Source organism: Mesorhizobium sp. B1-1-6 (genome assembly GCF_006443035.1).
Taxonomy (GTDB): domain Bacteria; phylum Pseudomonadota; class Alphaproteobacteria; order Rhizobiales; family Rhizobiaceae; genus Mesorhizobium.
Map to the genome: position 1 here is coordinate 421,168 of NZ_VFWR01000002.1, position 19,895 is coordinate 441,062.

20 protein-coding genes are annotated in these 19,895 nt (G+C 64.8%); 10 read left to right on the forward strand and 10 right to left on the reverse strand.

Translation table 11 applies throughout. The features are described from left to right. The first annotated feature begins 68 nt into the window (after window positions 1-68). Together FJ979_RS05745 and FJ979_RS05750 are read left to right on the forward strand one after the other, a co-directional pair. Window positions 69-782, forward strand: coding sequence for a DUF805 domain-containing protein (locus FJ979_RS05745; RefSeq protein ID WP_140580222.1), 714 nt, complete (start codon window positions 69-71; stop codon window positions 780-782). Window positions 783-854: 72 nt separating this feature from the next. Then, entirely contained in the window at window positions 855-1,526 is a 672-nt protein-coding gene (locus FJ979_RS05750) for a DUF805 domain-containing protein (RefSeq protein ID WP_140580223.1), read from the forward strand. Here the strand turns inward: FJ979_RS05750 and FJ979_RS05755 are convergent. The 5 genes from FJ979_RS05755 to FJ979_RS05775 form a co-directional block, all read right to left on the reverse strand. Then, entirely contained in the window at window positions 1,516-1,998 is a 483-nt protein-coding gene (locus tag FJ979_RS05755; RefSeq protein ID WP_140580224.1) for a GNAT family N-acetyltransferase, read from the reverse strand. The genes FJ979_RS05750 and FJ979_RS05755 overlap by 11 nt on opposite strands. Before the next feature lie 4 nt (window positions 1,999-2,002). Continuing rightward, window positions 2,003-3,106, reverse strand: a complete 1,104-nt coding sequence (gene leuB / locus FJ979_RS05760) for a 3-isopropylmalate dehydrogenase (protein WP_140514043.1) — start codon at window positions 3,104-3,106, stop codon at window positions 2,003-2,005. 249 nt (window positions 3,107-3,355) lie between these two features. Beyond that, window positions 3,356-3,706, reverse strand: a complete 351-nt coding sequence (locus FJ979_RS05765; RefSeq protein ID WP_140492127.1) for a VOC family protein — start codon at window positions 3,704-3,706, stop codon at window positions 3,356-3,358. Between the two features lie 13 nt (window positions 3,707-3,719). Further along, window positions 3,720-4,103 (reverse strand): RidA family protein, encoded by a 384-nt coding sequence (locus FJ979_RS05770; RefSeq protein WP_140580225.1) that lies wholly within the window; start codon window positions 4,101-4,103, stop codon window positions 3,720-3,722. A 112-nt stretch (window positions 4,104-4,215) separates the two neighbouring features. Further along, entirely contained in the window at window positions 4,216-5,319 is a 1,104-nt protein-coding gene (locus FJ979_RS05775) for a saccharopine dehydrogenase family protein (protein WP_140524555.1), read from the reverse strand. A 126-nt stretch (window positions 5,320-5,445) separates the two neighbouring features. On the opposite strand from FJ979_RS05775, the gene FJ979_RS05780 reads away from it, so the two are divergent. Continuing rightward, a complete protein-coding gene (locus FJ979_RS05780) occupies window positions 5,446-5,874 on the forward strand; it encodes an Lrp/AsnC family transcriptional regulator (RefSeq protein ID WP_140559207.1) in 429 nt (142 codons plus the stop codon). Window positions 5,875-5,914: 40 nt separating this feature from the next. On the opposite strand, the gene FJ979_RS05785 is transcribed toward FJ979_RS05780, so the two are convergent. Next, window positions 5,915-6,400, reverse strand: coding sequence for a hypothetical protein (locus FJ979_RS05785; RefSeq protein WP_140580226.1), 486 nt, complete (start codon window positions 6,398-6,400; stop codon window positions 5,915-5,917). A 212-nt stretch (window positions 6,401-6,612) separates the two neighbouring features. Here FJ979_RS05785 and FJ979_RS05790 point away from each other — a divergent pair, with 212 nt between their 5' ends. After that, window positions 6,613-6,978 (forward strand): RidA family protein, encoded by a 366-nt coding sequence (locus tag FJ979_RS05790; RefSeq protein WP_140524551.1) that lies wholly within the window; start codon window positions 6,613-6,615, stop codon window positions 6,976-6,978. Between the two features lie 40 nt (window positions 6,979-7,018). Further along, window positions 7,019-8,254: an amidohydrolase/deacetylase family metallohydrolase gene (locus FJ979_RS05795; protein WP_140580227.1), complete on the forward strand. Its 1,236-nt coding sequence runs from the start codon at window positions 7,019-7,021 to the stop codon at window positions 8,252-8,254. A 232-nt stretch (window positions 8,255-8,486) separates the two neighbouring features. On the opposite strand, the gene FJ979_RS05805 is transcribed toward FJ979_RS05795, so the two are convergent. Further along, entirely contained in the window at window positions 8,487-10,277 is a 1,791-nt protein-coding gene (locus FJ979_RS05805; RefSeq protein WP_140580228.1) for an NAD(P)/FAD-dependent oxidoreductase, read from the reverse strand. 195 nt (window positions 10,278-10,472) lie between these two features. Further along, window positions 10,473-11,417, reverse strand: coding sequence for a MurR/RpiR family transcriptional regulator (locus FJ979_RS05810; protein WP_140492084.1), 945 nt, complete (start codon window positions 11,415-11,417; stop codon window positions 10,473-10,475). A 327-nt stretch (window positions 11,418-11,744) separates the two neighbouring features. On the opposite strand from FJ979_RS05810, the gene FJ979_RS05815 reads away from it, so the two are divergent. The 5 genes from FJ979_RS05815 to FJ979_RS05835 all read left to right on the forward strand — a co-directional run bounded on the left by FJ979_RS05815 (window position 11,745) and on the right by FJ979_RS05835 (window position 17,559). Beyond that, complete coding sequence (locus FJ979_RS05815) at window positions 11,745-12,578, forward strand: ABC transporter ATP-binding protein (protein ID WP_140554767.1); 834 nt, start codon at window positions 11,745-11,747, stop codon at window positions 12,576-12,578. Then, window positions 12,575-13,429: an ABC transporter permease gene (locus tag FJ979_RS05820; RefSeq protein ID WP_140492076.1), complete on the forward strand. Its 855-nt coding sequence runs from the start codon at window positions 12,575-12,577 to the stop codon at window positions 13,427-13,429. The genes FJ979_RS05815 and FJ979_RS05820 overlap by 4 nt, the downstream gene beginning before the upstream one ends. A 78-nt stretch (window positions 13,430-13,507) precedes the next feature. Beyond that, the gene (locus tag FJ979_RS05825) at window positions 13,508-14,680 is read left to right on the forward strand and encodes an ABC transporter substrate-binding protein (protein ID WP_140514055.1); all 1,173 of its coding nucleotides are present in this window, start codon (window positions 13,508-13,510) and stop codon (window positions 14,678-14,680) included. Window positions 14,681-14,852: 172 nt separating this feature from the next. Continuing rightward, a complete protein-coding gene (locus FJ979_RS05830; RefSeq protein ID WP_140580229.1) occupies window positions 14,853-15,944 on the forward strand; it encodes a Gfo/Idh/MocA family oxidoreductase in 1,092 nt (363 codons plus the stop codon). A 178-nt stretch (window positions 15,945-16,122) separates the two neighbouring features. Continuing rightward, window positions 16,123-17,559: an amidase gene (locus FJ979_RS05835; protein WP_140580230.1), complete on the forward strand. Its 1,437-nt coding sequence runs from the start codon at window positions 16,123-16,125 to the stop codon at window positions 17,557-17,559. A gap of 238 nt (window positions 17,560-17,797) precedes the next feature. Here FJ979_RS05835 and FJ979_RS05840 read toward each other — a convergent pair whose 3' ends face one another. Both FJ979_RS05840 and FJ979_RS05845 read right to left on the reverse strand, forming a co-directional pair. Then, entirely contained in the window at window positions 17,798-19,039 is a 1,242-nt protein-coding gene (locus FJ979_RS05840; protein WP_140580231.1) for a Xaa-Pro peptidase family protein, read from the reverse strand. 149 nt (window positions 19,040-19,188) lie between these two features. Further along, entirely contained in the window at window positions 19,189-19,752 is a 564-nt protein-coding gene (locus FJ979_RS05845) for an invasion associated locus B family protein (RefSeq protein ID WP_224618147.1), read from the reverse strand. Between the last annotated feature and the right edge of the window lie 143 nt (window positions 19,753-19,895).

Consider the following 19,895-nt stretch of genomic DNA (forward strand, 5'->3'; position numbering starts at 1 on the left):
TTTCATGCTGCCCCTTGCGATCCGCCGGAACTTTGAACAGTCTGGTCGGGCGTTCGGGGGATCGGGGCATGCGCGGCGAAGTTCTTCACTATGACGAGACCCAGGGCTTCGGCTTCATCACCGGGGCGGATGGTGAGCGCTATACTTTCGCGCGTGAGGATCTGCGCCGCGAAATCGCAATTGCCCGAGGCACGGCCGTTGAATTCCAGCCCGGCGGCGGCCAGGCGCGCGACATCTTCCCGGCCGGCGCCCAATCCGCGCCTCCAACTGGCGTGGCCGCCGCCGCCCATGCGCGAACCGGTGCGTCCGTCTCTTCCGCTGCTCAAATCGCACAGCCGCGGCATTTTGGCCGCGCCGCCAGCACCGGGCCGGCCGAGCCCGGCCTGTGGGGTTATTTCTGGCGCGGCATCACCGAGAATTATTTCAACTTCACCGGCCGCGCCCGCCGCAAGGAATACTGGGCCTATTGCCTGTTCTGGTTCGTCGCGCTGCTGGCAGTGACCGGCATCGGCATTTTCGCCGATGCCGCGATGGGCAATCTCGACGACGCTGAAATGCCGGCGGTGACGATTGGCCTGTTCGGCCTTTTCCTACTTGCGACCTTTCTGCCTGGCCTCGGTATGACCGTGTGTCGCCTGCACGATATCGGCCTGACCGGCTGGCTTTTCCTGGTGATCCTGATCCCCACCATCGGCAGCCTGATCATCCTGGTCTTCGCGCTCATCCCGACCCAGGCCCGGGAGAACCAGTGGGGACCGGTGCCGGCGGGCGCCAGAACGTAGCCCTGCGTGCGTATTGCAATTACATGCAACTTTAAGTAGCGTCTCGCGACGCAATGTGAAATGGGGCAGAGCATGCGCGGGACGGTGTTCCACTATGACGAAGGCCAGGACTACGGTTACATCAACGGAACCGACGGCAAACGCTACATCTTTTCCCGTATCGATTTCAGCCTGGAACTGCCCCTCGGCAGGGGTACCCTTGTCGAGTTCCAGCCGGGCGACGGCACGGCGCACAATATTGTCGCCACGGCCTCGGCCGCATCGTCGTCAACCACCAGTCAGCCACGGCAGACCAGCCGTTCTGCCCGAAGCCGGCCCGCCTACTCCACGGGGCTGTGGGCTTATTTCTGGCGCGCGGTGATCGCGGATTATGGCAATTTCACCGGACGCTCCCGCCGCAAGGAATTCTGGGCCTTCTGGCTATTCTACACCCTCGGGGTGCTCGCGCTTTTCGGCTTCGGGATACTTGTTGAACTGGCGATCAACGGCTTCGAAACCAACGCGGACAGGACGCCGATGGGGTTCATAGGGTTCATACCCCTACTGGTGTTCTTTTCGGGATTGATCCTGCCTTGCATTGCGCTCCTCGTACGGCGTGCGCATGACGCCGGCCTGAGCGGCTGGTTTGCCCTGCTTTGCTTCATCCCGCTCATTGGCGGTATCGCCGTGCTAGTCTTCGGGCTTATGCCGCCTCAGCTGGGCGAAAATCCTTGGGGACCGGTGCCGGCGGGCGTCAGGGTCTGACCGCCCCCAGCGCCTCGCCCGAAAGCCTGAGAAAGATCTTCTGGCCGTGGCGTTCGGCGCCAAGCCGGTCGTAGAAGCGCAGCGCGCCTTCGTTCCAGTCCTCGGTGGTCAGGTCGATGCGGCCGATGCCGTTGCGCCGGCAATGGTCGGCGAGAAAGCCGACCAGCGCCCGGCCGACGCCGGCGTTGCGAGCCTTGTCGCGCACGAACAGATCCTTGAGGAACAATAGCCGCTCGAGGTCGATGCCGGGATGCGCGATCGCCACAGATGCCAGGCCGCTGATCTCGGCCCCGACGAAAGCCAGCGCGAAATGCGGATAGGCCGGGCTTTCCTCATCCAGCCATTTGCGTGCCGCCGACAAGGCGCGCTCGTGGTCGAGCGGCGGCTGCCGGTAGTACACCGCCATTTCGCACAGCATCGTGGCGAGCGCCGTCGCGTCGCCGGTCGTCGCCCAGCGGACGGCGATCATCATGGGCTCAGCCCAGGAACTTGGCGATGATCGCGTCGCTCATCTCGACGGTGCCGACCTCGGTCATGCCGGCGGAGAGGATGTCCTTGGTGCGCAGCCCGTCGTCGAGCACGGCGGCGATTGCCGCTTCGAGCTTGTCGGCTTCATCGACCATGGCGAAGGAATAGCGCAGGCACATGGCGAAGGAAGCGATCATGGCGATCGGGTTGGCGATGCCCTTGCCGGCGATATCGGGCGCCGAACCGTGCACCGGCTCGTAAAGCGCCTTGCGCTTCTTGGTCTTGGCATCAGGCGCGCCGAGCGAGGCGGAAGGCAGCATGCCGATCGAGCCGGTCAGCATGGCGGCGATATCGGACAGCATGTCGCCGAACAGGTTATCGGTGACGATGACGTCGAACTGCTTGGGCCAGCGCACCAGTTGCATGCCGCCGGCATCGGCCAGCATGTGGTCGAGCTTGACGTCGGAATATCGGGCCTTGTGGGTCTGGGTGACGACCTCGTTCCACAACACGCCGGACTTCATGACGTTGCGCTTTTCCATCGAGGTGACATGGTTCTTGCGCGTGCGCGCCAATTCGAAGGCGACGCCCGAAATGCGCTCGATCTCGAATGTGTCGTAGACCTGGGTGTCGATGCCGCGCTTCTGGCCGTTGCCGAGATCGATGATCTGCTTGGGCTCGCCGAAATAGACGCCGCCGGTCAGTTCGCGCACGATCAATATGTCGAGGCCTTCGACCACCTCTTGCTTCAGCGAGGAGGACGCCGCCAGCGCCGGATAGCAGATCGCGGGCCTGAGATTGGCAAACAGCTCCATGTCCTTGCGCAGGCGCAGCAGGCCGGCCTCGGGGCGAACCTCGTAAGGCACGGCATCCCATTTCGGACCGCCGACGGCCCCGAACAGCACGGCGTCGGCGGCAACAGCCTTTTCCATGTCGGCATCGGAAATCGCGGCACCATGTGCATCGTAGGCGCAGCCGCCGACCAGCCCCTCGTCGGTGGCGAAGCCGCTGCCGAGCTTCTCGTTCATGGCCGCTATCAGCTTCTTGACCTCGGCCATGGCCTCGGGGCCGATGCCGTCGCCGGGAAGCAGGAAGAGATGTTTCGAAGCCATGGAGAGCCGTCCCAGAAAGAATGCGTTTCGATTTGCACAGCATCCTTCGCGCGCCAATGAGGCGCGCGGCGCTGTGCGACCGCGGCCTTGCTAACCGCCAAGCGGTTGCGACGCAAGGAAGAACAATTGGCGAAGGCGGCTAAGTGCGTAATCTCCCCCCCTTGAGGGGGAGATGGCCGCCAGGCCAGAGGGGGGCGCTGTCCCGCCAGCATGTCCAGGTCAGCAGTCGCCTCGGCGCTTTGCAGATATTCACCGATGCGAGAGAATGTTGACCAGCCGGCCGAAAGGATCGCGCACATAGAAGCGCCGCACGCCCCAGGGCTCGTCGGCCGGCCCGTATTCGATGGCGAAGCCGGCTGCCTTCATGGCGTCGAGTGCGGCATCAACATCGTCGACCTCGATCGACAGGTCCGGCACCGGCGTGCCCGACCCGCCTTGCGCCATGAAGCTGACCTGCACCTGCATCCTTTCCTCGGACCCGTAGGTGACGATCCAGCCTTGATCCATGAGCATATCGAGGCCGAGCACGTCATGGTAGAAGCGCCTCGCCGATGCCGCATCCTTTGTTTCGATATTGGCTACGATACGCCGCACTGCCATGGCATTGGCCTCCTCAGTCTGTGCACCGAAGCGCCGTCACCTCGATTTCGATCTTCATCTCCGGCCTGTTGAGCTGGCACACGATCATCGTTGCCGCCGGCCTGATCTCGCCGAACGCTTCGCCGAGAATGGGGAACACCACGTCGACGAAGGCCTGGTCGGTGATATAGTAATGCGCGCGCACCACATCTTCCATGTCGAAGCCGCCGTCCCGCAAGGCACTGGCGATGGTTGCCAGGCAATTGCGCGTCTGCGCCTCGACCGTTTCCGGCATCGTCATCGAGGCATAGTCATAGCCGGTCGTTCCGGACACGAAACACCAGTCGCCCTGCACCACGGCGCGCGAATAGCCGGCGGTCTTCTCGAAGGGCGAACCGGTGGAGATCAGCTTTCGCATGGCATCCTCGCAAGGGGTGTTCGCAACCACTTTGCGGGCAAAGGCCTCGCACGGCCATAGGCCAGACGGAGCTGGCCGTTGTCCCGAGGGCCTTGGCCGTCCGCTGGGCGCGTCAGCTCGCCAGCCGGCTGACCATCTCGTGCTGGGCGTAGGCACGGCCGAAGCGGTTGGCGAGGAAGGCGTCGAGCGCGATGTCCTCCTGCTTGACGAAGCCGGTCGCCGGCAAGGTGCCGTCGGCCAGCATGTCGAGCACGGCGCAGATTCCCGATGCCGTGGTGATCTGGATGGCGCTGCGCACCGTCTGGCCGACCCGCTTCGAATAGATCTTGTTGGCGTAGGTCTCCTGCAGCAGGCGGCCGTTCTTGCGCCCCGAGACGGTGACGAAGACGATGACCACGTCCTGCAGCGTCGCTGGCAGCGCGCTTTCGAAAATGTCCTTCAGCACCTCGCGGCGGTGGCGCAGGCCGAGGTCGTTGAGCAGCGCCTTCATGATGGCGGCGTGGCCGGGATAGCGGATGGTGCGATAGTTGAGCGTGCGCACCTTGCCCTTCAGCGTCTCGGCCAGCGTGCCGAGCCCGCCCGAGGTGTTGAAGGCCTCGTAGGTCACCCCGTCGAGCGAGAATTCCTCACGCTCCTCCAGCGGCGGCACCTCGACCAGCTCGCCCTCGACGATCGCCTCGCAGGGCTCGCAATATTCGTTGATGACGCCGTCGGTGCTCCAGGTCAGATTGTAGTTCAGCGCGTTCGAAGGATATTGCGGCAGCGCGCCGACCCGCATGCGCACGCTCTCCAGCGTATCGAAACGGCTGGCGAGGTCGTTGGCGACGATCGAGATGAAGCCCGGCGCCAGCCCGCATTGCGGGATGAAGGCGTTGTTGGCCGAACGCGCCAGTTCCTTCACGCGCCGGGTCGAGACGACGTCCTCGGTGAGGTCGAGATAATGCACGTCGGCGCTTGCGGCGGCTTCGGCGATGCGCGTGGTCAGATGGAAGGGAGCGGCGCTGAGCACCGCGAATTTTCCGGCGAGCGCAGCTTCCAGCGTGCCCGCGGCCGCGATGTCGAGTTCCAGCGTCTCGACCCCGTCAGGCAGTTCGGCCGCGGCAAGCTGCGCGGCCGAGCGGTCGACGAGAGTGACGTGATAGTCCCCGGTTGAAAACAGCATCTCGGCAATGGTCGAGCCGATCTTGCCGGCGCCGACGACAACAATTTTCTTCATGACCCGGTTCCCTCGCCCGACAGTTGATTTGTCCCGCTACAATCGCGGCTTGCCGGACGAAAGGAAGCGTGGAATTGTACGAAATGAAGTACCCTTTTTGCCGATATGCCGACCAGGTTCGTTGAAATGCTGAGTGATGCCGACCAGGCCCTGCTTGTCCTGTTGCGCGAGAACGCCCGCGCCTCGACCGCCGCTCTGGCGCGCCGGCTCGGCGTGTCGCGCACCACGGTGCAGAGCCGCATCGAACGGCTGGAGCAGCGCGGCATCATAGCCGGCTACGGCGTCAAGCTTGCGCCCGATTATGAACAGGGACTGGTGCGGGCGCATGTGCTGCTCACCGTAACGCCCAAACTCGCCGACAAGGTGGTGCGCAGCCTGCGAGCCCTGGCGCCGGTCAGGACGCTGCATTCGGTGAGCGGCAATTTCGACATGATCGTCATCGCCGACGCGCCGTCGATCAAGGACCTGGACACGCTGCTCGACCAGATCGGCGCCCTCGAAGGCGTCGAACGGACGTCGTCATCGATCATCCTGTCGACGCGCATCGATCGCTAGAGCACTTGGCTCACAGACGATCTGGATGAAGGCGCCCGCCTCAGCCTCCCAGCGGGTAGGGCATGTAGCCGACGAAGCCCGCGATCTTCCAGCTGCCGCCGACCTTCCTGCAGAAATACAGCGTCTGCCATTTCAGCCGATCGACATCGCCATCCGCCTTGGCGACGGTGCCGTCGAACTTCTTGTGCAGCACGGCGCGGTCGCCGTCGACATCGATGTCGCGCAGGTTGGTGACGCGGAACAGCGCCTCGCGCAGCGGCTCCGCGAATTTGGTCGCCGCCGTTTCCTTGGCCTGGCGCAGCCACTCGTCGCGATAGATCTCCAGCCGCGGGAACTGCAGCCGCCAGGCGTCGGCGTTGGCAAGAAAATGCGCGTGCATGCCGAAGAAGCTTTCGGCGACGAAATCGTCCTCGACCATGGACCAGTCCTGACCGATAAAGGCATCGATGTCGCGCCGCACCAGCATCTCCCAGAGGGCGTGGCGGTCGGCATCACCTGGTGGAAACGGGTTCTTGTCGAAGGTCATTCTCGGTTCTCCGCTCTGGAAATGCGCCCGTCCGTTTCAAGCCCGGCCGGCGAGCGCGCACGATGCAAGCGCTTCTGTAATAAAGCAACATGGATTTCCAGGAATGTTGCTTTCCAACAAGACCTCTATCGGGATCGCCTCGATCGGGGTAAATCTCGGCCGAAGCGGGCGCTCCCATCGTGTCCCGTCATAGCATCAGAGGAGGTCCGCTCTTGCCCAAGCAATGTTTTGGAACGTCGCATGTCCCGCTGTCACCCGCGGTGCGGGCCGGCGACTTCGTCTATATCTCGGGCCAGGTGCCGGTCGGCGGCGACGGCATCGTGGTCAGGGGCGGCATATCCGAACAGACGGAGCAGGTGCTTTCCAACGTCAAGGCGGCGCTGGCGCTGGCCGGCTGCACCATGGACGATGTGGTCAAGACCACCGTCTGGCTGGAGGACGCGCGCGACTTCGGCGCCTTCAACGCCGTCTATGCGAGGCATTTCCCGAAGAACCCGCCGGCCCGCACCACGGTCGAATCGCGGCTGATGATCGACATCAAGATCGAAGTGGAAGCCGTCGCTTACCGGCCGCTCTGACGGCCGTCGGCGGGGATGGGACGAAGCGGAGGCGCGCCCGATGCAATTTGATCTTCTGTTCAAGGGCGGGCGGCTGATCGATCCGGCGGCCGGGCTCGACGCGCCGCGCGATCTTGCCATCGCCAATGGCCGCGTCGCCGCCATCGACGCCGACATTCCCGCCGACCGCGCGGCCAGCGTCATCGATGCCAAGGGCTGCATCGTGGCGCCCGGCCTCGTCGACCTGCACAGCCACGTCTATTGGGGCGGCACCTCGCTCGGCGTCGATGCCGACCGGCTGGCGGCCAAGAGCGGCACCACCACCTTCATTGATGCCGGCAGTGCCGGCGCCGGCAATTTCCTCGGCTTCCGCCGCCATGTCATGGAGCGCTCGAAGGTGCGCATCCTGGCTTATGTCAACATCTCCTTCGCCGGCATTTTCGGCTTCTCGCAGACCGTCTCGGTCGGCGAGTGCATGGATCTCAGGCTCTGCGAACCGCGCGAAGTGGTGGCGGCGGTGCGCGAGCACGCGGACGTCGTCGTCGGCGTCAAGGTCCGCTCCGGCAAGCATGCCGGCGGCACCAGCGGCATCGCGCCGGTCGATCTGGCGCTGGAGGCGGCCGACAAATCCGCTCTGCCGCTGATGGCGCACATAGACGAACCGCCGCCCGGGCGCTCGGAAGTGCTGCCGCGCCTGCGCAGGGGCGACATTCTCACCCACTGCTTCCGACCGTTTCCGAACGCGCCGGTCTTCGCCTCCGGCGCCGTGCGGCCCGACATGCGGCTGGCGCGCGAGCGTGGCGTCATCTTCGATCTCGGCCACGGCATGGGCTCGTTCGACTTCGAGGTCGCTCGCGCCATGCTGGCCGAAGGGCTGGCGCCCGACGTCATCTCGAGCGACGTGCATCTCTACTGCGTCGACGGTCCGGCCTTCGACATACTGGTGTGCATGTCGAAGCTGCTGGCGCTCGGCATGCCGCTGGTCGAGGTGTTGCGCGCCGCCACCCAAGCGCCGGCGCAGGCGATCGCGCGGCCTGATCTGGGCACGCTCAAGGTCGGAACCGCCGGCGACGTCGCGCTGCTGCGGCAGCATTCCGGCCGCTTCACCTTCATCGACGCGGTCGGCGCCTCGCTGGTCGCCGACCAGCGGCTGGTCTGCGAAGGCATCGCCATCGGCGGCGCCTGGTGGCCGAACGAGACGATGAACGATGTCGGCGACACCGAGCGTTTCGAGGCGCATGTGGGGCATACGCATGTCGAGGTCGCGGCCAGGCATTTTGGGCACCGGCATGATTGATTGATCTCGGTAGCACTGCGCCGCCTGTCTTGCCGCGGCTGCGAGTTTGGCGAACGGCTTCCCCCACTCCGTCGCTGCTCCGCAGCGCCACCTCTCCTCCCTCCGGAGGGAGAGGAAGGGAGCCTCCCGGCATAAGCTCGCGCCCTTCCTCTCCCCCGTCGATCGGGGGAGAGGTGTCGAGCGAAGCTCGACGGAGTGGGGGTCGACCTTCCCTTGAACCAACGCTTCCGCTTCACCGCCGCGCGTTGCTGACCGGCCCATAAACCGGCGTCGCAATCCCCTCCATCCGCGCCTTGATCTGCAGCGCCACATATTTCGAATAGAAGCGCGAGAGCGCCAGATTGCCGCCGTGGAACCACAGCGCTTCCTGCGCCGTCGGTTTCCACATGTTGCGCAGTTCGCCCTGCCATGGCCCGGGGTCGCCCTTGACGCCGGAGCCGAGGCCCCAGCACGGGCCGACCCTGTCGGCGACCTCGCGCGAGACGATTTGCGCCACGGTTTCATTCATCGACTGATAGCCGGTGCAGGCGATGATGGCGTCGGCTTCAAGTTCGCTGCCGTCCTCGAAGAGAATGCCTTTCCCCGTCAGCGACTTGATCGCCACGCCGCTGCGGATGCCGATCTTGCCGTCGATGATCAGGTCCGAAGCGCCGACATCGATGTAGTAGCCGGAGCCGGTGCGGTAGGCCTTCATCAGCAGGCCGGTCTCGTCGTCGCCGAAGTCGAGGGCGAACCCGGCGGCGCGAAGCCGCTCGTAAAAAGCCGCGTCGCGTGCGCGGATGACGTCGTAGAGCGCCCGCTGGCCCTTGGGCACCAGCGCGAAGGGCGTCGAGGCGACGATCATGTCGGCCTTTTCGGTGGTGATGCCGCGCGCCAGCGCGTTCTCCGAAAAGATCTCGAAACCGACTTCCATCAGCGTGTCCGATTTGACCACGGTCGTCGGCGAACGCTGGATCATGGTGACCTCGGCGCCGCTTTCCCAGAGATCGACGCAGACATCGTGCCCGGAGCTCGCAGCGCCGATGACCGCGGTCTTTTTGCCGCGGAACTTCTCGCCGCTGGAATACTGGCTGGAATGCAGCAGCTCGCCCTTAAAGTCACCGGCGCCCAGCAGGTCGATCGGCCGCGCCGGACCGTAGGCGCCGGTGGCGAATACGATGTGCTTGGGCTTCAGCGTGATGTGCTGGCCGACGCGGTCCACGACCACGGTCCAGACCTTCTCGGCCTCGTCATAGCTGGCGCTGACGCATCTGGTGGCGACCCAATAGTTGAGCTCCATGACGCGCGTGTACATTTCCAGCCAGTCGCCCATCTTGTCCTTGGGCGTGAAGACCGGCCAATTGTCGGGAAACGGAATGTAAGGCAGATGGTCGTACCAGACCGGATCGTGCAGCACGAGGGTGCGGTAGCGCTTGCGCCAGGAATCGCCCGGCCGGGCATTCTTCTCGATGACGATCGAGGGCACGCCGAGCTGCCTGAGCCGCGCGCCCAGCATGATGCCGCCCTGGCCGCCGCCGATGACCAGGCAATAGGGCTGCTCCGAAGCGCCAAGCTCGCGGGTCTCGCGCGCCCGCGCCTCCGACCAGGTCTCGCGCTCCGGGTCGGCCTTGTGGCGCACGCCCAGCGGCCGCGTCGCGCCCTTGCGCTCCTCGAATCCTTTCAGGTCGGTCATTGCCGTGAACAATGTCCGGCAGCGGCCGTCGCGCAGGCGCATGATGCCCTGGCCCGAGGCCACGGCGGTCTCGAAGGTGAACCAGGCCTCGATTATCCCCTCGTCCGAGGTGGCTTCGCCGGTGAGCTGCCATCTTGCCGGCCGCGTCGCTGCCAGCGTCGCCTTCAGCATGTCGGCGATCGCCTCGCGCCCTTCCATCGTGGTGACGTTCCAGGTGAAGGTCAGGAGGTCACGCCAGTAGCAATCGTCGACGAACAGGTTGGCCGCGGCCGCTATGTCACCGGCTTCGAGCGCCTTGTCGAAAGCGCCGAGCCATGCGGCTGCCTGTTGCGATGGTGCTATTTCGAGCATTTGTTTCCCTCTTTTTCGCGTTGGCGCTGTCCGGTGTTCCCTTCTCCCCTTGTGGGAGAAGGTGGCCTCGCGGAGCGAGGTCGGATGAGGGGTGCTCCAGCTCGGGACGGCCGGCACTCCGTCACCCACCCCTCAACCGTCTCGGCGCTGCGCGCCGATCCACCTTCTCCCACAAGGGGAGAAGGGAAAAGCCTCCTAATCCCCGAGCGGCTCCATCTCCTTGCCGGTGCGGTGGATCTGGGCATTGTATTTGATGCGGCGGACCGTCTCGCGGGCCGAGCCGTCGAGCTTGTAGGCGGCAGCCACCGCCATGAGGTCGATCATGGCCAAAAAGGCGAAGCGCGATGCCGTCGGCTTCAGCGTATCGGGATATTCCGGCACCGCTACGGTCAGCCTGACGTCGCCGACGCGCGCGAGCTCGGTGTCGGGCGCCGTCACGCAGATGGCATTGGCGCGGTAGTGCTTGGCGAGTTCGACCGCCTCGATCACCTCGCGCGTGCGCCCCGTCGCCGAAATGGCGATCACCAGGTCGCCGGGCTTCAAGGTCGAGGCGGTCATGCGCATGAGATAAGGGTCGCATTGCGCGCTGATCGATATGCCGTAGCGAAACAGCCGGTACTGCGTTTCCTGCGCCAGCGCCGAGGAACTGCCGCCCAGTCCGAACACCGTAACCTGGCGCGCCTTGGCGATCAGCTCGGCGGCCTTCTGCAGCTGGACCGGATCGAGCTGCCGCTCGGCCTCCTGCAGCGCCCGCCGCGCTTCGCCGAACACCGCGTTCCAGAACGGCATGCCGGTGTCGTTCTCCCTGGCTGGCGAAGTGTCCAGATAGAGCGCGCCGACGACGAGGCTCTGCGCCAGCTTCAGCTTGAAATCACGCACGCCCTCGCAGCCGATGGCGCGGCAGAAGCGGGTCACCGTCGGTTCGCTGACGCCGGCACGCTGGGCAAGGGCGGCGTTGGAGGCATCGACCGCGTATTTGACGTCGTCGAGCACGACATCGGCGACGCGGCGCTCGGCCGGACGCAGCTCGGCATAGGTATCCTTGACCAGCGAGATGATGTCGGGAATGCGCCGCACAGGCTCACCCCCGTCCGCCTCGCCATCCGTCATCAGGTTTTCCCGGCTGTCAGCTTCGGTCATGAAGTGGCCTTCCCTGGTCCCTTGTCGACCTCTTACCATGCTTGCACGCTGTCGTTCCATGTGCACGGCCCCGCTGCAACTGCTGCGTGCCGTTGCGGCATGTCACCCGGCTTTGCCCATCTGCAACGCCCGCCTTGTTGTGCCACTTTTCCCGAGTATGTAGGAAAGCAACACGCATTTCAAGATAAAGAAAAGACAATGAAAGCAGACATATAGGGGAATAGGCGGCTCTCAACGACGGAACGATCGCGCTCTTCGCTTGACACCAAAGTAGGATAGTTACACACTGACTTTGGCAGTCGATTGGACGCACTCTCCGAGGGGCGGATGAACGCGGGCGAAACAACAGCGCCGAAGCTTGGTGTGCAGGCAGCGACCAAGATCTATCACACCGCATCCGGCGACCTCCTGGCGCTGGACCGCTGCAGCCTCGACGTCCACGCCAATGAAATCGTTTCGATCGTCGGCCCGTCCGGCTGCGGCAAGACCACGCTTTTGTGGTCGATGTCGGGCTTGCACAGCCTGACCGGCGGCGAGATCCGGCTCGACGGCGTCAAGATCACCGGGCCGCATCCCGACATCGGCATCGTGTTCCAGGAAGCGAACCTGCTGCCTTGGCGCAATCTCGATGCCAACATCCGCTTTCCCTTCGAGATCAAGGGCGAGAAACCAGACCGCGCATGGATCGCGCATCTGCTCCACCGCGTCGGGCTCGACGGTTTCGGCGGCAAGTTCCCGCGCGAGCTTTCGGGCGGCATGCAGCAGCGCGCCGCGATCGTGCGGGCGCTGGCGCCAAAACCCTCCGTGCTTTTGATGGACGAGCCGTTCGGCGCGCTCGACAGTTTTACCCGCGAGGAGATGAACCGTCTCGTCGAGGAGATCTGGCTCGACACCAAGACCACCATCGTCTTCATCACCCACAGCATTGAGGAAGCAATCTTTCTCTCCGACCGCGTGGTGGTGCTGAGCGCGCGGCCCGGCCGCGTCGCCAGGGAGTATCGCGTGCCGTTCGCGCGACCGCGCTCGCTGGAGATCATGGCGACGAAAGAGGTTTTCGACCTCACCAACCGGATCAAGATGGACATCGTCGGCGAGCGCGCCAGGCCCAAGGCACCGGAGCAGGAACGCGTCGGCGCCGAGATCGTGAGGATCAGGCCGTGAGCGACGCCATCCCGGAATTCTCGAAATCGAAATCGGGGGCCAAGTCCGGCGATGGGCAGGACGTCAGCCTGACCAATCTCTCGGCCTTCGCCAGCGGCCCCGGCATCAAGTCGGGCAAGGAGGTGGCGGCGATCATAGCTGTCGCCGTGATCATCATCGGCGGCATCGAATTGGCGCTGCGCCTGTTCCATGTGCCGCTCTATATCATGCCGCCGCCAAGCTCGATCGCCTATGCGCTGTTCGACGAGTTCCCGCTTATTGCGCCGCATCTCGGCTATACGCTGGTCGAGCTGGTTTCCGGCTTCGCCATCGGAGCCGTCGTCGGCCTGGTGCTGGCCGCCGTCATCACCCAGTTTCCCTTCGCCGAAAAGATCGTCGCGCCCTACATCCTGCTTCTCGTCACCACGCCGATGCTGGCGCTGGTGCCGCTTTTGATCCTTCGCTTTGGTTTCGGCTACACGCCGCGCATCATCGCGGTGGCGCTGGCCGCCGGGCCGATGGTGATGATAAACGCAGCCACCGGCTTTCGCCGCGTCGACAGCGCCAAGATCGCGCTGGCGCGCTCCTACGGCGCCAGCACCTTGCAGATATTCTGGAAGATCCGCGCGCCGATGGCGCTGCCTATGATCCTGGTCGGGCTGATGATCGGCGCCATCTTCGGCCTGCTGACCGCAGTCGGCGCGGAGATGGTCGGCGGCGGCTTCGGCCTCGGCAACCGGCTCACCACCTATTCGTCGATGATCCAGATGCCGCAATTCTTCGCCGTGGTGCTGATCCTGTCGACGCTCGGCATCCTGATCTACGTGCTGTTCTTCCTGATCGGCAAGAAATGGGCGAGCTGGGAGGCTTGAGCACGAGATCATGAACGCCCCGGAGCGGGCGAAAGGCCATCGATCAACAAGAAGGTCAATCAACAAAAGGGGAATGCCATGACCGACCAGAACTCATTCCAGACGGCGACAAGAACGGGCATCAGCCGCCGCACCTTCCTGCAGGTGACGGCAGCCGGCGTCGTGACCGCCACCGCGCTCGGTGCATCGGGCTTGAAGGCCAGGGCGGCGGCCTATGAGAAATTCACCTGGATCTCGCCGCGCGGCACGCTCGAAGTGCTCGACGACTATCCTTATTGGGCAGCCAAGAAGGCAGGCTATTTCGATGGGCTCAGTACCGACATGCAGCCAGGCCCGTCAGACGGCACGGCGACGGTGAAGTTCGTCGATGTCGGCCAGGCCGATATGGGCTTTCCCTCGCCCGGCGTGTTCTCCTTCGCCATCCAGAACGGCATGAAGCTGAAGTCGGTGTTCCACATGGGCGCGCGCGACACGTTCTCCATCGCCTTCCGCAAGGGCGAGGGTACGAACGACTTGAAGAAGCTGGAAGGCAAGACCATCCTGCTCGGCTCCGCCGCCTGGCAGTCGATCACCGATCCGCTGCTCGCCGCGCAAGGCGTCGACATCAAGAAGGTCAAGTATGTCGAGGCCGGCTGGCCGACGTGGGGCACCGCGCTCGCCGGCGGCCAGGGCGACGCTGCCTTGTCGTGGGAGGGGCTGCGCGCCGAATGGATCGCCAAGGGGCTCGACTTCGAATACTGGCTCGGCGTGAAGAATTCCAAGCTGCCGGCCAACACCTTCGTCGTGCGCGCCGCCGATCTCGAAGATCCCGACAAGAAGGCGTTCCTGGAAAAATATCTGCGCGGCTGGGCGATGGGGCTGGAGTTCGGCTACCAGAACCCACGCGCGGCGGTCGAAGCGGTGTTCGAGCAGTTCCCGACATTGGCCAAGAACCTCGGCCCCGAGCTCGGCACCACCTCGATCCTGCAGCAGATCAACGTCTTCCGCGGCGACATGGACAAGCGCGGCGGCTGGGGCTCGCACGACATGGCGAGCTGGCAAGGCTTCTTCGACGAGATCCACAAGATCGGCCAGATCACCAATCCGGTGAAGGCCGAGGATGTCTGCACCAACGAGCTGATTCCGGCCGCCAACGACTTCGACAAGGCCAAGGTCAAGGCCGATGCCGACAGCGTCAAGCTGACGGAGGGCTTTGCCGCGCTCGATGTCGAGAAGATCAAGGCGCATCTGTTCGATTCGGCGGTGAAGTAAGAGCTGCAAAAAGAGGTCGTTCATTGCCCTGTCTTGGCTCCTTTCCTCTCCCTCCGGACAGGGGAGAGGAAAGGGCAGGCGGATGCGGGGCGGCGCCAACCTGAAGTGATTGTTCTGGATGCCCAGGCGCGGCAGCAGCTCGCCAGGTCCTATCAAAAATTGGGAGGCTGAATTGGCCGACAAAATAAAAGTGCTGGTTGTGGGTCTCGGCAATATGGGCGCCTCGCATGCCAGCGCCTATCACCGCTCGGACGGCTTCGAGATCGTCGGCATCATGAGCCGCTCGATCAAGAGCAACAAGAAAATCCCCGCCGAACTTGCCGGCTATCCGCTCTACGAGGGTTTCGACCGGGCGCTTGCGGAGACCAGGCCGGACGCCGTGTCGATCAACAGCTGGCCCAACACCCATGCCGAATACGCGCTGAAGGCGATAGCGGCCAACTGCCACGTGTTCATGGAAAAGCCGCTCGCCACCAACATCGAGGATGCCGAAAAGGTCGTCGCGGCAGCGCGGGCGAAGAACCGCAAGCTGGTGCTTGGCTACATCCTGCGCGTCCACCCGTCCTGGATAAAATTCATCGAGGTCGGCAAGACGCTGGGCAAGCCGCTGGTGATGCGCCTCAACCTCAACCAGCAGAGCAGCGGCAGCGCCTGGCACTGGCACAAGAACCTGATCGATTCGCTGATCCCGATCGTTGATTGCGGCGTGCACTATGTCGACGTCATGTGCCAGCTCACGGGCGCCAGGCCGGTGCGCGTGCACGGCATCGGCGCGAAGCTCTGGGCGGAAGCCGACAAGCAGAATTACGGCCATCTCCACGTCACCTTCGATGACGGTTCGGTCGGCTGGTACGAGGCAGGCTGGGGCCCGATGATGAGCGAGACGGCCTATTTCGTGAAGGACGTGGTGGGGCCGAAGGGCGCGGTGTCGATCGTCGCCGGCCAGCAGGCGAGCATCGCAGCGGAAGCGGCGGAGGTGTCGAACTCGGCCGACATCGACCGCCACACCAAGACCGACGCGCTGAAGATCCACTATGCCGCGGTCGACGCCGACAAGAATTTTGCGAAGCCCGACGAGATCGTCAGCATGGAGGACGAGCCCGGCCACCAGGAACTCTGCGACCGCGAACAGGCCTTCTTCCTGCGCGCCATCCGCGAGGATCTCGATTTGACCGAGCAGATGGACGCCGCCGTCAACAGCCTGCGCATCGTGCTCGCCGCCGAACAGAGCATCGAATTGGGGCGCACCGTCGAGCTGGCGTGAGAGCGCGCTGCCGGGGGCAACAGCTTCAGATCGGCGCCGCCCCTCACGCAGCGCCCCCGAGAAGATTCTCCCGTCACTCACGGGGAGAAGGTGCCGGCAGGCGGATGAGGGGCGGCGCCAACGTCGGCCCGAAGCGATAGCTCGGGCGCGGCGCGAGGCAAAGACTGGGAGGAGAGATATGGTCACCGACAGCCTGCTGAAAACCTATGCGAACTCCGATGCGCTGGACCTTGCTGACTTGGTGCATCGGGGCAAGGTTTCACCTGCGGAACTGGTCGAGGCGGCGATCACGCTGGTCGAGCAGCTCAACCCGGCGCTGAACGCGGTCATCCATCGCCTCTACGACATGGCGCGTGCCCAGGCGCAGACGGTCGACAGATCAGCACCTTTCGCCGGCGTGCCGTTCCTGCTCAAGGAACTGGCCTCGTCCTGGACCGGCGCCCCGAACACCAACTCTTGCCTCTACCTGAAAGATGTCGTCGCCGATTTCGACACCGAAGTCGTGCGCCGTATGAAGGCGGCCGGGCTGGTGCTGGTCGGCAAGTCGAACGCGCCCGAAAACGGCTGGTCGATCACGACGGAACCGAAGCTCTACGGCACGACGAAGAACCCGTGGAAGGAAGGCATCACGCCAGGTGGCTCGAGCGGCGGCGCGGCGGCGGCCGTCGCTTCGCGCATGGTGCCGATCGCCGAGGCCAGCGACGGCGCCGGTTCGATCCGCATTCCGGCCTCCTGCTGCGGCATCGTCGGGCTGAAGCCGTCGCGCGGCCGCGTCAGCCTGGCACCGTTCGGCGACTATTGGTATGGCGGCGCCTATTTCCTGTGCTGCTCGCGCAGCGTGCGCGACACCGCGGCCTATCTCGACGCGGTGGCCGGCGCCTTGCCGGGCGACCCCTATACGCCGCCGGTCCCCGACGCCTCCTGGCTCAGCCTGTCGTCACTGGCGCCGAAGAAGCTGCGCATCGGCTTCACCGTCACCCCGCCCAACGGCACGGCCATCGATGCGGAAGTGAAGGCGGCCGTGCTGGCCACCGTGGCGGCGCTGGAGCGGCTGGGACATGACGTCGAGGAACACGACATGCCGCTCGATGCCGATGCCATGTGGACCACCTACACCAACATGACCTGCGTACAGACGGCGGCGACCTTCGACTATCATGAAACGGTGATCGGCCGGCCGGTGACGCCTGATGATGTCGAACCGGTGACCTGGGCGATCATCGAACGCGGCCGTGCGACCAGCGGCACCAGGCACATTTCCGATGTCGAGCAGCTCAGGCAGGTCGGCCGCGACATCGTCGGCGACCTTTCGCCCTACGATCTCCTCATCACCCCGACGCTGACGCAACTGCCGCGTCCGTTCGGCTATTACGATATGTCGGAGACCGACATCGACCGCTACAACGCCAAATGGACGGATGCGGCGTTCGCCTTCCCCTTCAACATCTCAGGCCAGCCGGCCATCTCGCTGCCGCTCGGCTGGTCGAAAGACGGCGTACCGATCGGGGTGCAGCTTGTCGGCCGCTACGGCGACGAGGCGACGGTGCTGGCCGCGTCGGCGCAGCTCGAGCGGGAAATGCCGTGGAGGGACAGGCGGCCGCCGGTGAGCGGTTAATCGCTCGCGGCAGGGCACCCATCGCCGAGTTCTGTGGCGCCCCCTCTGTCCTGCCGGTCATCTCCCCCTCAAGGGGGGAGATTGGAAGTTTCGGCGCCGGCTCATCTTGTTCTTGCAACGTTGAAAAATGGCGAAAGCGGGAGCGATAATCGATCTCCCCTTGAGGGGGAGATGCCCGGCAGGGCAGAGGGGGGCGCCGTAGGGCGCTGACAGTGACACCGTCACGATCCCGCCCTCGCTATCCTATCCTCTCCAACCGCCTCGGCAGCCGGTTCATGGCGACGGGCCCGTTCGGCGTGATCAGGAATTGGTCCTCCAGGTTGAAGCTGGCGAGGCCGTCGATGTAGAGCGGGATCTCGAAGGCCAGCACCATGCCGGCTTCGACCACGACATCGCTCTCGGCCGCAATGAACGGCCATTGCTCCGAAAACACAGACTGCCCGACACCGTGGCCGAAATGCCCACGGCGGTAGGAGCGCAGGCCTTGCCGCGTCAGGCTGTCGGTGGCGGCGCGGTGCACATGGCCGAGCGAATTTCCCGGCACGAGTGCCGCCAGCCCGTCCTCGAAAGCGCGCTCGGCGATCGCGTGCAGTTCGACCTGGTCGGCGGAAGCGGGGCCGAAAGTGAAGTTGCGCGACATGTCGGAGGCATACCCGCCGACCGTGCAGACCATGTCGCATTTCAGCGGATCGCCGGGCATCGCCTTGGCATCGGCACCTTTGGCCCGGGCGCCGAGCGTCACATATTCCGCCGTCGCGACCGGATGGGAGAGGCCCGCCGCCGCCGCGGCCACGCCTTGCCGGTAGAGCGCGACGAGATCGGCCTGGCGCATGCCGGCCATCGCATCCACCTGCAGCCGCTCCAGCCCTGCTTCAGACAGGATAATGCCTTGCTGCAGGAGCTCGATCTCGCGTTGCGACTTGATCGCCCGCAGCCGATCCAAGACCGACGAGCCGTCGACCATCCGGCACTGCGGCAGCAGCGCCTGCATGGCCGCGAAATCGGCGGCCGGAACAAAGTCGAGGTCGACGCCGAGCGTTGCGCGCTCCAGTCCGAATTCGGCAAGCAAAGCTTGCAACTGGCGCACCGAGCCGGCGAGATCGAAGGTGGCGGGGCGCGCGAAATCCGGCGCGCGGCCAAGCGAGACAAGGCCAGCCTCGATACGCTCCGCCAACGGGCCGCGGGTTCCCGTCTCGACCGGCGCGAATTCGATCCAGATCGGGTGCGAACGCACAACCGCTTCGGGCGCGGCGATCCGCAACTGTCCCGCACTGAAATCCGCGACGACGACGCCGATCGGCAGGTCCTGCCGGGCCGGGATGACAACGAAGCCGGCGCCGGCACGCCGGAACAGCCCCGCCGGGCCGATCGACGCGCCGGTCGCATAGTGGAAGGCCTCGGGCGCTGAGAGCACCAGCGCCTGCAGGCCGGCGCGTTGCATCAGTTGCATCGCGCGCTGGCGGTCGACAAAGCCGGTCATGGTTCTCTCCGGATGGCTGAAGCGACATCGGAGCATTGCGGAAGCGGACAATCAAGCGGCACGATGCCGGTAGTCTCCGCCACAAGATGGAACCTGTCGTGGCCTGGAGCATTGCCCGGCGACGGCGGCGGGGGAGCGCGGCGAGCCCGCTACTTGATCGATTCCAGCTTGGCGATTGCCGCGGTGAAGCCGGCCAGCGAGACCGGGATGGTGACCGGCTTGCGGGTCACCGATTCCATGCCGATGTTGAGATTGGTTCCCGATTTCATCGCCTTGATCAGTTCCGGCGGCAGCGGCGTGGCGGCATAGGCGCCGTTCTGGTCGCTGGTCTGGATGGCGATGGTCGTCTTCTGGCCCTGATCGATCTGGTAGCTGGCGCCGGAGGGCAGGAACAGCCCGTGCGGCAGGGCGAGCAGCATGGCGAGGGAGCCGTTGCCGTTGTCGCGGCGCACGGTCACGGTCAGCACGCGCTGTCCGGTCTTGGCTTCGGTCAGGTTCTGCGACACCTGGCATTGAAGCTCGCTGTTGGCCGCGCCGCTTGAACAGTTCACCGCCCATGGATTGGCGTCGGCCGGCTTGGATTGAGCGGCCGGGGGCTGCGCCGGCTTGGCGTCCTCGGCAAGCGCCGGCCCGGCGACCGATGCGATCAGCCCCAGGGCGCCCAGTGCTGCCGTCACATTTAACAGATTAGCACGCGCTAAAATGGCTGCCATGTTCTTCACGCCCCGCATTTTTCTCGAAACGGCAGGTATTTTCCCACCGGCGGCTTGATACAATACTCCTGACTGTTCCGGAAGCCGCGCACAGGCGAGGAAAGCCGGCAAAATTACTGTTGCGGCATTGCCACAAGTGAGAA